Source organism: Rhodobacter aestuarii, from assembly GCF_900156655.1.
In the GTDB taxonomy this organism is placed as follows: domain Bacteria; phylum Pseudomonadota; class Alphaproteobacteria; order Rhodobacterales; family Rhodobacteraceae; genus Rhodobacter; species Rhodobacter aestuarii.
This window is the reverse complement of sequence record NZ_FTOG01000001.1, coordinates 447,264-461,344: the sequence shown is the minus strand read 5'-3', so window position 1 is coordinate 461,344 and position 14,081 is coordinate 447,264. Positions and strand designations below refer to the sequence as shown.

At 60.8% G+C, this 14,081-nt stretch carries 11 protein-coding genes; 5 read left to right on the top strand and 6 right to left on the bottom strand.

All coding sequences use genetic code 11. From position 1 onward, the window contains the following. Positions 1-8: 8 nt before the first annotated feature. The 6 genes from BW967_RS02135 to BW967_RS02110 all read right to left on the bottom strand — a co-directional run bounded on the left by BW967_RS02135 (position 9) and on the right by BW967_RS02110 (position 9,089). On the bottom strand, positions 9-737 hold the full coding sequence (locus BW967_RS02135; protein WP_083951858.1) for a Hint domain-containing protein: 729 nt from the start codon (positions 735-737) through the stop codon (positions 9-11). 302 nt (positions 738-1,039) lie between these two features. Further along, complete coding sequence (gene lpdA / locus BW967_RS02130) at positions 1,040-2,434, bottom strand: dihydrolipoyl dehydrogenase (RefSeq protein WP_076483587.1); 1,395 nt, start codon at positions 2,432-2,434, stop codon at positions 1,040-1,042. A gap of 118 nt (positions 2,435-2,552) precedes the next feature. Further along, positions 2,553-3,119, bottom strand: coding sequence for a DUF924 family protein (locus tag BW967_RS02125; protein ID WP_076483368.1), 567 nt, complete (start codon positions 3,117-3,119; stop codon positions 2,553-2,555). Between the two features lie 186 nt (positions 3,120-3,305). Beyond that, positions 3,306-4,625 (bottom strand): MFS transporter, encoded by a 1,320-nt coding sequence (locus BW967_RS02120; protein ID WP_076483367.1) that lies wholly within the window; start codon positions 4,623-4,625, stop codon positions 3,306-3,308. A 61-nt stretch (positions 4,626-4,686) separates the two neighbouring features. After that, positions 4,687-5,754 (bottom strand): tRNA preQ1(34) S-adenosylmethionine ribosyltransferase-isomerase QueA, encoded by a 1,068-nt coding sequence (gene queA, locus BW967_RS02115; protein WP_076483366.1) that lies wholly within the window; start codon positions 5,752-5,754, stop codon positions 4,687-4,689. Positions 5,755-5,759: 5 nt separating this feature from the next. After that, on the bottom strand, positions 5,760-9,089 hold the full coding sequence (locus BW967_RS02110) for an AsmA-like C-terminal region-containing protein (RefSeq protein ID WP_083951856.1): 3,330 nt from the start codon (positions 9,087-9,089) through the stop codon (positions 5,760-5,762). Between the two features lie 90 nt (positions 9,090-9,179). On the opposite strand from BW967_RS02110, the gene BW967_RS02105 reads away from it, so the two are divergent. The 5 genes from BW967_RS02105 to BW967_RS02085 all read left to right on the top strand — a co-directional run bounded on the left by BW967_RS02105 (position 9,180) and on the right by BW967_RS02085 (position 13,974). Next, on the top strand, positions 9,180-9,656 hold the full coding sequence (locus BW967_RS02105; RefSeq protein ID WP_076483365.1) for a peroxiredoxin: 477 nt from the start codon (positions 9,180-9,182) through the stop codon (positions 9,654-9,656). 260 nt (positions 9,657-9,916) lie between these two features. Continuing rightward, entirely contained in the window at positions 9,917-11,233 is a 1,317-nt protein-coding gene (locus BW967_RS02100; RefSeq protein WP_083951854.1) for a M23 family metallopeptidase, read from the top strand. Further along, complete coding sequence (locus BW967_RS02095; RefSeq protein ID WP_076483363.1) at positions 11,223-11,750, top strand: bactofilin family protein; 528 nt, start codon at positions 11,223-11,225, stop codon at positions 11,748-11,750. Before BW967_RS02100 ends, BW967_RS02095 begins: the two co-directional genes overlap by 11 nt. A gap of 278 nt (positions 11,751-12,028) precedes the next feature. Next, the gene (locus BW967_RS02090) at positions 12,029-13,387 is read left to right on the top strand and encodes an alanine/glycine:cation symporter family protein (RefSeq protein ID WP_076483362.1); all 1,359 of its coding nucleotides are present in this window, start codon (positions 12,029-12,031) and stop codon (positions 13,385-13,387) included. 185 nt (positions 13,388-13,572) lie between these two features. Then, complete coding sequence (locus BW967_RS02085) at positions 13,573-13,974, top strand: hypothetical protein (RefSeq protein ID WP_076483361.1); 402 nt, start codon at positions 13,573-13,575, stop codon at positions 13,972-13,974. The last annotated feature ends 107 nt before the right edge of the window (positions 13,975-14,081 follow it).

Below are 14,081 nucleotides of genomic sequence, written 5' to 3'. Positions count from 1 at the left end.
TTTAGGCGTCAATGATGCGCCACGCATAATCTGGTTAGGGCTTCGCGATACGGCTCTAACCCACCCATTATTTCAACATCTGCTTTCACCAAATCAACGGCATCTTGATAAGGCATTTTTGTATAGGAAAGCGGCATGTTATTTTCTTCTTCGCAGAAGATAAAGCTATTGCCCAAATAAATCGAACCACGCGCAAGATATTGCCAGCCATAGCCTGTTTCGAGCAATTCATCACGCTCGCAAAAGATACGAAACAACTGTTTGTCTTCTGGTGGTGCAACCTGCGTGATTTCGGGAAAGATCAACCCGGCCCGCGCAGGGATAGAGACGTGAGGGTCGCCGTAAGCGATCTCTGCCGCACTGGATTCGATTTGCACATATTGATCTGACGCGACCAGTACATCGTGCCGATTGTCAAAGAAACCTTGCGGTAGGCACACGGGCCAAAATTTCTCCGGCAAGTCGACCTTCAAGCTTGCGGGCGCGTATTGCTTTATCCGCGTTATTCGCTGAAAGCCATGATCAAAGGTTTTTACAAAATCGCCCACGCGTAAAAATTCAACGGCGACCTCCCCCTTAGGTGTTAAAATTTCGACACCGCTATAAAGACCTGATCGGCATGTCAAACATGCCTCTCGCATCTTTCTGTTTTCTCGGCGATCTGCCTTCCGAACTCCTACAAAATCAAAAAAGCTATTATGCCTCGTTAATCGCTCTAACATGCTTTCTACACCCATAGCGTACTTCTGCACCAATCGGTACACAACCAGAGGTAAACAAAGCTTTCACAAAAGATGCTGACAGGCGCATTCAGCAAAAAAACGCTGGAAACACATGCAGATAATGGAATTTCTATCCTGACCCGTGCACACCCGGCAGCGGGGTGGCGAGTGGCGCCAGAGACGGTGGCGCGCACGGTCAGCTGCAACCGCTATATGCATCCCCCCGGCAGGCGCGCGCCCTCACGATGTTGGCCCACTTTCGTGCATCGCTTTGGTCGCGCCCGCTGGGGGGAATTCTTGGCCCGTGGCCTCGCGGCTTACATGTGCAGCGCGCGGCCGTAGGCGTCGAGCACCGATTCATGCATCATTTCGCTCAGCGTCGGATGCGGGAAGACGGTGTTCATCAGATCTTCTTCGGTGGTCTCCAGAGTGCGGCCGATCACATAGCCTTGGATCATCTCGGTCACTTCCGCGCCCACCATATGCGCGCCCAAAAGCTCGCCCGTTTTCGCGTCAAAGACGGTTTTCACCATCCCCTCCGCCTCACCCAAAGCGATCGCCTTGCCATTGCCGATGAAGGGGAAGCGGCCCACCTTCACCTCATAGCCCGACTCTTTCGCCTTGGCTTCGGTCATGCCAACGCTCGCCACCTGCGGGTGGCAATAGGTGCAGCCCGCAATCGAGCCCGACTTGATCGGATGGGCATGTTTGCCCGCGATCAGTTCTGCCACCATCACGCCTTCATGGCTGGCTTTGTGCGCCAACCACGGCGCACCGGCGATATCGCCAATCGCGTAAAGGCCGTCCACGCCCGTGCGGCAGAATTCATCCACCACCACATGGGTGCGGTCGATCTTCACGCCAAGCGCCTCAAGCCCCAGCCCTTCGACATTGCCGACGATCCCCACAGCCGAGATCACCGTGTCAAATTCCGCCGTGGTCACGCCCTTGGCATCTTCCAGATGCGCGGTGACTTTGCCGTTGCCGCGATCAAGCTGTTTGACCGTGGTTTTTTCAAGGATCTTGATGCCTTGCTTGACGAATTGCTTCTTCGCAAAGGCGGAGATTTCGGCATCTTCCACCGGCAGCACGCGGTCCATCACCTCCACCACCGTGGTATCGGCGCCGAGCGTGTTGAAGAAGCTGGCGAATTCAATGCCAATCGCGCCCGAGCCGATGACGAGCAGTTTCTTCGGCATCCGTTTGGCGACCAGCGCATGTTTGTAGGACCAAACCAGATCGCCATCGGCCTCCAGCCCCGGCAATTGCCGCGCGCGGGCCCCGGTGGCAAGGACGATGTTCTTGGCGGTGATTTCCTCGGTGCCCTTGTCGGTCTTGACCGAGACCACGCCTTTGCGCGGCACGCTCGCCTCGCCCATCAGCACGGTGATTTTGTTTTTCTTCATCAGATGGCCAATGCCGCCCGAAAGCTGCTTGGCAACCGCGCGGCTACGCGCCACCACGGCAGCAAGGTCAAAGCCGATCTTGTCGGCACTGAGCCCAAATTCCTTGGCGCGGTGCATCAGGTGGAACACTTCGGCGCTGCGCAACAGCGCTTTCGTCGGGATACAGCCCCAGTTCAGGCAGATGCCGCCAAGGTGCTCACGCTCCACCACGGCCACATTGAGCCCCAGCTGCGCACCCCGGATCGCGGCCACGTAACCGCCCGGACCGGCACCGATCACAATCATGTCGAAGCTTTTCGCGGCCATGCAACCCTCCATCTCAGATGGTTTGGCATTAAACTATTTTGCCGCCCGCTTCAAGAAGTCGCAGGTCAAAAAGCAAAACGCGCGCCCAAAGGCGCGCGCTTGTGATCAAAACCGGGTCTTAGCGCCCGCCAACCGAGGCCAGCATCCGCTCATAGCCCCCCGCCCAAAGGAAGGCGGCCTCTTCATCCGAGGAATAGCGGCCCACCAATTCGTTGCGCCACGGAAAGCGGCCAAAGCGGGCGATGATCGCATGATGCGCCTTAGCATGCTGCAGGTGTTCGTCGGGCATCCGCTCTTCGGCCAAAAGCACGCCCTTTTCCTGATCGGCGATTTTTTCCGAATGCATGAAGGGCACATAGAAGAACTGCCGCAGCGGGTCTTCGATCTGCATGTCGAAGCCCTTCTCCACCGCCATCGTCGCCACTTTGAGCGCTTGGGCATCGGTCGCAAAGGCTTGGCGCGAGCCGCGGAACATGTTGCGCGGCAGTTGATCGAACAAAATCACCAGCGCCAAAGCGCCCACGGGCGTTTCCGCCCAATCATCACATCCTCCAGCTTGCGCCTTTTGCCACAAAGCCGAGTAGCGCGACAAAATCTCTTCATCCAGTTCCGGCGTCGAGTTGTACCAGCGTTCTGCACCCACATCGTCGTGCCAGAACGCGATCAGATCCTTGATCGCTTCCATAGGTGGACCCCCATTTTGGGTTGAGCACAGCTTCAGCCTGCCCGAGTTAAGTCAAAGCGCAAGTCTTGCGGGGGATTCCCGGCGCGCTGTGACAAGAAAATTCAAATGCTGTGTAAACTTTGTGCAAAGGCAGAAAGTTCCGCGGCTATTTTTCCGAACCTTCCTGATCGTTTTCCGACCCCGGGTCTATGGGTGCCGTTGCGGCATCTTTGGGGGGGCGTGCTCATCCAAAGGCGCGGCCTCGCCCTCTGGGGTGGATTCGCTCGCCGGCTCCTCGCTGTCAGTGCCCGCCTCCAAAACGGCCTCAACCGCGAAGGCCGTCGCACCGGGCGAAACGACCGCATAGGCCGAGGTGAATTCCCCCTGACGGTCGGGCGCACGCACAATCCGCCACAGCGCGTAAAGCGCGATGCCCGCCATCAACAGCCCGACGTAAAGGAAAAAACCTTCCGGACCAAGGCTTTCCATCAGCCAACCGGTCACGGGCGGGCCCGTGATCGCCCCGACCCCGTTCACAAACAAAAGCCCCGCCGAGGCCGCTGCCATATCTGACGCTTCAAGATAGTCGTTCGTATAAGCCAGAAGCAGCGCGTAAAGCGGGTTCGCAACGCCGCCGATCACCGCGAAAAGGGCGAGCAGGGTCCAAAACCCCGGCGCCAGCAAAAAGGCCGCCAGCATTGCGAACGCCCCCACAACGGCAACTTGCAAGATCAACTGACGCCGATCCATGCGGTCAGAGGCCCAGCCAATCGGATATTGCGCCACAAGCCCGCCAAAATAGATCGCCGCGACAAACATCGAGATTTGCGTGACCGACAGCCCCACCTGCGTGCCCCAGACCGAGACCATCGAGAACAAAGCCGCAAAGGTGCCGCCCATCAAGAAAATGCCGACCACCCCCAAAGGCGAGATTTTGTAAAGGTCACGTAGGGTAAGCCGTCGCACCTCGGCAAAGGCCGGCGCGGGGCTGGCCGAAAGCAAAATCGGCGTAAAGGCCAGCGACACCAGCACCGAGGGAATGACGAAAAGCAGATAGCCCGCCGGGTCAGCGACGTTCATCAGAGCTTGGCCGGAGATGATGCCGACCATCTGCACGATCATATAGGCCGAAAGCGCTTGGCCGCGCTGCTCGTTTGCGGTGGAGGCGTTAAGCCAGCTTTCGGCGGTGATATAAACGCCCGAAAAGCAAAAGCCAATCAGCACCCGCATCAAGGCCCAAGCGATCCAGTTCGGATAGGCCGCATAAAGGATCAGCAGCGCAGAGATCAGCGAGCCGAGCGCCGCAAAGACCCGCACATGGCCCACGCGCCGGATCATCAGCGGGGTCAATTGCGAACCGAGCAAGAAGCCCGCAAAATAGGCCGACATGACGATCGACATCTGATAGGTGCCGATTTGCTCAATCGCGCCCCGGATCCCCAGCAGCGTGCCCTGCATCCCGTTGCCCACCATCAGCAGCATGATGCCCAAGAGCAAAGGCCAAGTGGTGCGCAAAACGGTCAGCATTGGTCAAACCTATCCGGAAAAGAAGGGACTGCGCTCAGGATAGGGCGCGGGGCGACAAGCGTCACCCCCCGTTGCGGGCTTTTGGCAGCAGAAGGGACGCATCCCCATAAGAAAAGAACCGATAGCCCTTTGCAACCGCATGAGCGTAAATTTCACGAATACGTTCCTGCCCCATCAGCGCGGAAACCAGCATCAAAAGGGTGGATTTGGGCAGGTGAAAATTGGTCATCAGCGCATCGGCAATGCGGAAGCGATAGCCCGGATAGATGAAAATCTCGGTCGTGTCGCAAAAGGGCGCAATCTCGCCCTCGGCCACGGCGGCACTTTCAATCAGCCGCAGCGCAGTTGTCCCCACCGGGATCACGCGCCCCCCGGCCGCTTTGGTCGCGTTGATCTCTGCCGCCGCTTGCGCTGAGACCTCACCCCATTCGGCATGCATCTTGTGGGTGGTGACATCTTCCACCTTCACCGGCAAAAACGTCCCCGCGCCGACGTGAAGCGTCACCTCGGTGAACGAGACACCCTTTTGACGAAGCGTTTCAAGCAGTTCCGGGGTGAAGTGCAGGCTTGCCGTGGGCGCGGCCACCGCCCCCGAATGGCGCGCGAAGACGGTTTGATAATCGCTCTTGTCGTCCTCGTCGGGCGCGCGCAAAGCGGCGATATAGGGTGGCAAGGGCATCGCCCCCGCCTCGGCCAGCGCGGCGTCAAAATCGGCCCCGGTGCAATTGAAGGCGATCTGCATCTGCCCTTCCGCAATCGTCAAAACCTTGGCCGAAAGCCGATCCGAAAAGGTGATCTCTTCGCCCTCTTTCACCTTGCGCAAGGGTTTCGCAAGCGCGCTCCAAGCCCCTCCCGGCGCGGGTTCGAGCAGTGTGACCTCGATCTTCGCGACAACGGTGCCCTGCCCCGTGTCGCGCGCACGGCTCCCCGTCAGCCGCGCCGGGATCACCTTGGTGTTGTTGAGCACCAGCCGATCACCCGGCCCCAAAAGATCGGGCAGATCGGCCACAGTCAGATCGCGGATGCCCTCTCCCTCGGCCACCAAAAGCTTGGCAGCCGTGCGCGGCCGCGCGGGCCGGGTGGCGATCAACCCTTCGGGCAGATCGAAATCGAAGTCATCCAGTTTCATCGAAGTTATTCCGTCACAATGGGGGGCGGCGAGCGGCGGAAGATTTCGCGGAACATCCCCGGTGTCAGGATCGACAGCGGGTTGATCGAAATCTTGGGTGCCTCGGCGGTGCCTCCCAGCCGATAGGTAAAGCCAAACAGCCCCTCGCCCTTGCGTGCGAATATCTGGCCGATGGCATTGACGATATAGAAGGGCGAGACAACCCCTTCCATGTTGAAAGCTTTGGTTTCGGGGTAGTAGACGCCCGTCATCGTCACCCCCATCGAGGCGCCAAGCGCCTCGCCCGCGCGCACGGTGACACCATTCGGCGCAATGCGGAAATCACCGGTCACTTCATTAAAGGTGATCCCGTCGCCGTTGAGTTGCTCCAACAGCCCAATCACCGAAGCGGCAGAAAGCATCGAGGCCAGCACCGGGGCATCGCGCACCTTCAGATCGGCAATCTTCAACGCGCCATCATAGCTTTTATCGCCAACCGGGCGCAGCGTCAGATCCATCGCCCCGCCGCGCGCTTTGGAAAAGATCCCCGCCGCATCCAGCACCGCACCACCGTCTTGTGCCGTGAGCCGGATCGCCGCGCGGCCCGCTTGCGGAATGACCGCCCCGCGCACCGCAGCCGCGCCATTCACCCGCGCGGTAAAATCGCCAGCAAAGCCGCCCCGCGTGGTAAAATTGCCCGCAAGGCCCGTAAGCGCGATCCCATCGGTCACGGTCACCCGGTCAAGTTGCGCGGTGATCTTCCCGCCGCCTTTGCCGCCCGAACCGCCCGAACCATTGGGCAGCGCGCGCAAATCCAACCGCCCCGATTTCACCACCACATCGGGCGCCCGACCCGCGCCACGCGCGACAAGTTCCGCCGCGCCCTCAAACCAGCGACCGATCTTGAGACTGTCATAAATCGCGCGCTCAAACCCAGTGGCGGTCAGCACCACCTTCCCCGTCGTCGCAAGCCCAGGGGCGGACGCCACGAGCCGATCCACCGTCGCCACTTTGCCCAAACTGCCAGTCAGTTCTAACTGACCCTCGGTCGCGGCCGCTTTTGACCAGCCGATCTCGGGGATCGAGAGCCGCAGCCCCTTGAGGTCGGTCTTGAATCTGTAGCGCGGCGCTTCGTCTTTGGCGAAAGCAATGTCCAAATGCCCCCAGCCTTCGCCCTTCACCGCGCCCTCGGGTAGGCCGATCTTCAGATGGTCAAGCGCTTCGGGTGTCACCTCTACAAAGCCATCCACGCGCGACGTGCCGCGATGTTCCGGCCCGAAGCGCTGTGTCCAACGGCCTTGAAACGGCACCACGTCAAAATGCCCCGCGCCCGAAACCGTCATCCCCGCCCGATCCGCCACCAACTTAAAAAGCGGCGCGGTGATCTCATGGCCGGGAACCAAGGTGGTGGAGCGCACATCGGTGAGCCGCGCTATGACGTTAAACTCAACATCTTCGGCCAAGATCTTCTTTTCCAAAAGGAAATGCAGATCAGTGCGCGCCTCGGCCCAACCCTCGGCAATATCGGTGTCGCGCCCAGCTTTGGAGAGGAAGCGGAACGGTTCCTCATCCAAAAGCGACAGCGCCGCCGGGATCGGCGAGCGGGTAACCAGCCGCACATCGGCCGCCGCAGGAATTTGGCGAATGTCCGGCACTGTCATCACCGAATCCGCCACTTCGATGCCGCCGCCTTGGGGCGCCTCTAGCCGCCCCTCTTCCACCATCAAGGTATGCTGGTTTTCTGTGATGCCCGCAAAGCCGCGCCCCTCGCGCACCGGCGGCAGAGTGTTGAGCACCTTCACCTCGGCGCCGCGGAATTCATAGCCCAGTTCCAGCCGTGGCTCAGCTTGCGGCTGCAAGCGCACCGCCGCGCGCACATTGCGCAGCTGCCCGGTGGTAACGTTCTTCTCGATCCAATCACGCGTCGGCGGCACCAGCGCCTTCGGCCAAAGCGCCAAAAGATCATCCGAGGCGATCTCGCCCACTTCGGCATCAAAGGCGACGCTCCACCCCTCCGGCCCCGCCGCGACCTTGCCACGGCCCGCAACCCGGCGCGCACCCTCCACCAGCTGCACCTGCCCCACGTCAATGCGGAACGGATCAAGCTGTAACCGCAGATCAAGCGCGCCCTCGGAAATCAGCGCGGGCTTTTCAAACAGCCCCTCAGGGTCGGCGGCAATGTCATGCAGCGCCACCTGCGCAAGCGCCGCGCCCGGCAAGCCATTCACCACATCCCGCAAAAGCACCTGCCCCGAGGCCCCAAGCCGCAAAGCCCGGCTTTGCAGATCAAGCCGGTCAATCTGCACCCGCTGCGCCGCGGGATCATAGCGCAGCCGCAGATCGGCACTGTCAAAAGCGACGGGTTGCGCTCCCTCGACCGGGCGCAGCGCACCCGCGCCAATGCGCAAGGTCGCGTCAAGCCGCTCCAACTCGCCCGTCTCGGTGATGCCCGATTGGATCGTGCCCGAAATCGGCGCATCCAACAGACCCAGCACCGCCAAAGCGGGCGATTGCACCGCAAGATCAGCGGCAGGCACCTCAGTCACCGCCGCGCCAAAAGCGGCGCGCGGCGAGAATTTCGAGGTCGAGGCCGTCAGCGCCACCTGTGCGGGCAAGCGGTCGCGTTCCCCCACATCAAAACCTAGCGTCAGCGAGATATCTTCATTGGTCTGGCGCAACCGAAACCGGCCTTGCGACACTTCCCAAACCCGGCCAAGCCGCGTGTCAACAAGCCGAATGTGCAAGTCTTCGGCGGTGATCTCATCGACGCTGGCCAAAAGTGGCGTCGCAAAAAAGGTCTCGATCGCCTCGGTCACTTTGGTCGGATCGGTCAGATCAAGCCCGGCCAGCGCGCCCTCTTCCCCCTCGGGCAGCGCCAGATCAATGCTGCCATCGGGGCGGCGATAAAGCGCGACACGCGCCCCACCGATCCGCAGGCTTTCAGGCGCCAAACGGCCCGACAAAAGCGCGCCCAGATCAAACCGCACCGCTAGTTCGGGCAAAACCGCAATGGGCAGGCCAGAGGGTTGGTTGGCCCGCACAACGTCAAGCCGGACCTCGGGCACCAGCCCCTCGGCCACCACCACCGCCGCAGCCCCAATCCGCACCCCCAAGCGCCCGGCAAGCGCGGTGTTCACCTGCGCCTCAACCCGGCTCAACAGAAGTTGCGGCACCGGAACCGGCGTATGGGTCACGATCAGACCAGCAAGGCCGAGCAACAGCACCAAGATCGGCACCCCGAACACAAGCGACACCAAACGGCGCTTGCGCCGGCGCGCGGGGCGCATCGTCGCGCCCGCCTCGGGCTGCGCCGGAGGCTGTACCGTTTTCGCGGGGTCCGCGCCGCTCTCGTTCATCCGTTTGCCGTTTGCCTGCCTGTTGCGCCCCTTTGACGGCGCCGCGTTCTGCTCTAGCTTACTCCTGCCATCTGACAAGGAGGAACGCAAATGATCGCAATCGGCGAAAACGCGCCGGATTTCACCCTGCCGCTCACCGAAACCGGGGCAGAAACCGGCGAACTGACGCTTTCGGCGCTGCGCCCGCGCAAGGTTGTTTTGTATTTCTACCCCAAAGACGACACCCCCGGCTGTACCACAGAGGCGTTGGATTTCACGCGCCTTGGGGCGGATTTCGATGCCGCAGGCGCGCTTGTGGTGGGGATTTCGAAAGACAGCCCAAAGGCCCACGCGAAATTTTGCGCCAAGCATAGCCTTGGGGTGAAGCTGGTCTCGGACGAGACCGGCGCGACCTGTGAGGCCTATGGCACTTGGGTCGAAAAGAAGATGTATGGCAAAACCTCTATGGGGATTCAGCGCGCCACTTTCTTGATCGATTCAGAAGGCGTGGTGGCGCAGGTCTGGCCGAAAGTCTCGGTCAAGGGCCATGCCGAGGCGGTGCTGGAGGCGGTGCGCGCGATGGGCTAAGCGCCTTTGGACATCGGTCGTTTCCGCAGGCCCGGGCGCATTGCCCGGGCTTTTTTGCTCTTGGCAAAACACCGCCAAAGCAGTTGGTTTTGAGCGATTTTCTGCCCGTTTTTCAGCACTCGCCCCATGGTTGTGGCAAAAGTGGTTGCACCGGGCTTGCCCCGCTTGCTAACCGGGCAAAGCCCGAATTGTTGAGATATTAACCATTCCGGGCCAAAATTCGGGCGTTCCTCTTGCGCCCCAAAGACAGGAAGACCGCCGTGCCCAGACGGATACTCGACCGCGCCAATATGGTGCTGGAAAGATGGCTGCCCGAGCAGCGCCTGTTTCTGAAATCCGAAGATGCGACCCGTTTCGTGCGGCTGCGTCCTCTGACTCAGGCGGTGACGCTGTTTGCGCTTGGCATGGTGTTCCTGTGGTCGGTGATCGCCTCGTCGCTTCTGTTCATCGACGGGATTTCCTCGGGCGGGGCGCGCGATCAGGCCCGGATCGCCATGGCGCAGTTTGAAACCCGGCTCGATATTTTGGCGCGCGAGCGCGACCAGCGCGCGGCAGAGGCACTGGCCGCGCAAGATCGGTTCCAGATGGCGCTGGAGCAAGTTTCGCAGATGCAATCGCAACTGCTCGCCTCCGAAGAACGCCGCCGCGAATTGGAAACCGGCATCAACGTCATTCAATCGACCCTGCGCCGCACCATGTCCGAACGCGATGAGGCGCGCACGCAGCTGGCCGCCGCCAAAGGCACCGGCGCGCAAAGCGCCGCCACGCTCAGCGCGAAAATCGGCGATATGGGCGGCACGGTCGATCTGCTCTCTGTCGCGCTGACCCGCACCGCAACCGAACGCGACCGCGCCGCGCGCGATGCCGAAAGCGCGCGCGAAGAAGCCGATCAGGCCGTGCTTGAACGCCGCCTGATCGAAGAGCGCAACGACGAGATTTTCGATACGCTCGAAGGAGCGGTGCAAATCTCGATGGAGCCCCTTGATCGCATGTTCAAAAAGGCGGGCATGGACCCCGATGACATCATCGCCCAAATCCGCCGCGGCTATTCGGGCACCGGCGGCCCTCTGATCCCGGCGGCGATCTCGACCAAGGGCATGATCGACCCCGATGAAGATACCGCCCGCGCCGAAGGCATATTGCAGCGCCTTGATGAGATGAACCTGTACCGGATCGCCATCGACAAGCTGCCCTTCGCAATGCCGCTGCGCGGCGGCTACCGCTTCACCTCGCCCTTCGGCTATCGTTGGGGGCGGCTGCATGCGGGCATTGATTTGGCGGGCCCGGTGGGCATGGATGTGCACGCCCCCGCCGATGGCGTGGTGACCGAAGCCGGCTGGGAAAATGGCTATGGCAATGTGATCAAACTGCGCCACCAATTTGGCGTCTCCACCGTCTATGGGCACCTGTCCAAAATCCGCGTGAAGGTGGGGCAAAAAGTGTCGCGCGGCGAAGTGATCGGTGATACAGGCAATACCGGACGGTCCACCGGACCGCATCTGCACTATGAAATCCGGGTGGGTGGCGCCCCCATCAACCCGATGACCTTCATCAAGGCGGCTCAGGATGTTTTCTAAAAGCAAGATCCACGAACCCGGCCCGAAAGCGGCCACCGATCCCGAGAAGAAGTCCGAGGCGACCATGCCGCCCTCGCGCCCGCTCGGGGATTTCGTGCCCTCCTCCACGCCGCGCGCTAAGCCTGCGGCCTCGGTGCTGTCGGCAGACCTCACGGTCACGGGCAATATCAAAACCACCGGCGATGTGCAGGTGGAAGGCGTCGTCGAAGGCGATATCCGCGCGCATCTGCTGACCGTGGGAGAAAGCGCCACGATCAAAGGCGAAATCGTCGCCGATGATGTGGTGGTGCATGGCCGCGTCGTGGGCCGCGTGCGCGGCCTCAAAGTGCGCCTGACCTCGACCGCGCGGGTCGAAGGCGACATTATCCACAAAACCATCGCGATCGAATCCGGCGCCCATTTCGAGGGCTCGGTGCAGCGTCAAGACGACCCGCTGCAAGGCGCCAATGCGCCGAAGCTGATGGCTCCTGATGCGCCCGAATTCGCCCCCGCGCCGAAAGCGCCGACGGGCGCCTAAGCGCCCACAAACACCCAACACAAAGGGCGGCCTTCGGGCCGCCTTTTTGCATTTCGCCCGGCGCGTTACGCGGCCAAGACCTTCTCACCGGATCAAACGCTTAGCGGCTATGCATTCTGGGAGGATGTGGCGAATCGTGGGGTTGAACTTCGCGAAGAAGGGCATGTACGGGAGGGCCATGAACAACAGCATAAATCCCTGCTACGCGAGATGCGTCGCATATCCGCCCATGTTCTTTGTGGAAACGGCGCTGCGAGGGAGAAAGAGGAGACAACCGTTTGGAACTGATACTTAATTTCTTCAACTGGCTGAACGGTATTGTCTGGGGCGTTCCAATGATTGTCTTGATCATTGGCACCGGCTTTTTCCTTCAGCTGCGCCTTGGCTTCATGCCGATCTTCAAGCTTGTCTACGGCTTCAAGATGATCTGGAAGAGCCGCACCCCCGGCGCGGACTCGGAAGGGGAAATCACCCCCTATGCCGCGCTGATGACGGCGCTTTCGGGCACCATCGGCACCGGCAATATCGCGGGTGTGGCCACGGCCATTGCCGTGGGCGGCCCCGGTGCGCTGTTTTGGATGTGGGTCACCGCCTTTGTCGGCATGGCCACGAAATATGCCGAAGTGGTTGTCGCGGTGAAATATCGCGAGGTGGACGACAAAGGCGAACATATCGGTGGCCCGATGTTCGCGATCAAAAACGGGCTTGGCAAACATTGGCATTGGCTCGGCACTGCCTTTGCGCTTTTTGGCGGGCTTGCGGGCTTTGGCATCGGCAATATGGTGCAAGCCAATGGCATCGCCGCCGCGATCCAAAACTCTTTCGGCGTGCAAACTTGGATCACCGGGATCGTTCTGACCGGCGTCACGGGGCTCGTCGTTTTGGGCGGGATCCGGCGCATCGGCGCAGTGGCGCAAAAGGTCGTGCCCTTCATGGCGGTGGTCTATCTGATCTCTGTCATCTTCGTTTTGATCGCTTTTGCTGGCAACATTCCGGCGGCCTTTGCCACCATCGTGACGGATGCCTTTACCGGCACGGCAGCCGCTGGCGGGTTCTTGGGCTCGAGCATCATCATGGCGATGCAAAAGGGCGTGGCGCGCGGTATCTTTTCGAACGAAGCGGGCCTTGGCACCGCAGGTATCGCGCAGGCGTCTGGCTCCACCTCCAACCCCGTCTTTTCGGGCGTGGTTGGCATGATGGGAACATTCATCGACACGATCATCATCTGCACGCTGACGGGCCTTGCGATCATGGTCACCGGCGTCTGGACCAACGGCGAAACCGGCGCGCTGCTTTCTGCCTCGGCCTTTGAGGCGGCGATCCCGGGCTTTGGCAACTATCTGCTGACGCTCTGCCTTGCGCCCTTCGCCTTCACCACCATTCTCGGCTGGGCCTATTACGCCGAGAAATGCTGGGAATACCTGCTTGGCACGGTGAGCGAAAAACCGTTCCGGCTGCTGTGGACCATCGCGGTCTTCTTTGGCGCGACGCTGAGCCTCGATTTTGCTTGGCTGGTGGCCGATACGCTCAACGCGCTGATGGCGATCCCGAACCTGATCTCGCTGCTGCTGCTCTCGCCGATCATCGTTTCGTTGACGCGCGAGTATTTCGCCCCGGGCGGCGAAGGCGGGAACTGAGCTTGTCGCTGTGCCAGAAGAGAGACAAGGGGCGGCTTTCGGGCCGCCCTTTTGCTTTGAGTTGTGCCGTATCCAGCCCCCGCAATCAGCCCGTGCGCCGCGCAACGTGGTATAGAAAACCTTAATTGACAGGCTTCTGAGAATGCCACAGGCTCAAACGATACGGTGAAAGACGAGGAATTATCATGAAGAAAATCATCTTGACGGCCGCCTGCCTTGGGGCGCTTGCGCTCCCCGCTGCTGCGGATCCGACGATTGGTGTTGGTATGACAATTGCTTTTGGCGGCTCTGGCGGCCCGCAAACCGGCATTGGCGCGCGCATTTTCTCGGATGACGAAGAAGGCGATACCGTCGGCACCATCGGCCTTGATTACATGTTCCAGTCGGGCAGCTGGCGCCCGAGCATCGGTGCCGCCTATATCGACAATGACCTCTATATCGGCGCCGATATCGGCTTTGGCCTTGGCAATGGCGGCGGCATCAACTTCGGGGTCAGCGGTGGCTACGTGAACACCAAAGCCCCGCCGGCGGCGGCGCTTGGGCAAACCGAACAAGAAGTACCTTTGTATCTCACCAACCTCGAATAAATCCAATCGGGAGGGTGTTCGGCACGCCCTGAACGTTGAGAGCAAACACAAAAGCCGCGCTCTGGTGAGTGCGGCTTTTATCTTTCATCGCTGCGGCTTTGAACGGC

Excerpts from the sequence above, each read along its gene's own strand:
- BW967_RS02135 (WP_083951858.1), bottom strand. The coding sequence starts at position 737 with ATGGGTGTAGAAAGCATGTTAGAGCGATTAACGAGGCATAATAGCTTT.
- lpdA (WP_076483587.1), bottom strand. The coding sequence starts at position 2,434 with ATGGCCGCGAAAAGCTTCGACATGATTGTGATCGGTGCCGGTCCGGGC.
- BW967_RS02125 (WP_076483368.1), bottom strand. The coding sequence starts at position 3,119 with ATGGAAGCGATCAAGGATCTGATCGCGTTCTGGCACGACGATGTGGGT.
- BW967_RS02120 (WP_076483367.1), bottom strand. The coding sequence starts at position 4,625 with ATGCTGACCGTTTTGCGCACCACTTGGCCTTTGCTCTTGGGCATCATG.
- queA (WP_076483366.1), bottom strand. The coding sequence starts at position 5,754 with ATGAAACTGGATGACTTCGATTTCGATCTGCCCGAAGGGTTGATCGCC.
- BW967_RS02110 (WP_083951856.1), bottom strand. The coding sequence starts at position 9,089 with ATGAACGAGAGCGGCGCGGACCCCGCGAAAACGGTACAGCCTCCGGCG.
- BW967_RS02105 (WP_076483365.1), top strand. The coding sequence starts at position 9,180 with ATGATCGCAATCGGCGAAAACGCGCCGGATTTCACCCTGCCGCTCACC.
- BW967_RS02095 (WP_076483363.1), top strand. The coding sequence starts at position 11,223 with ATGTTTTCTAAAAGCAAGATCCACGAACCCGGCCCGAAAGCGGCCACC.
- BW967_RS02085 (WP_076483361.1), top strand. The coding sequence starts at position 13,573 with ATGAAGAAAATCATCTTGACGGCCGCCTGCCTTGGGGCGCTTGCGCTC.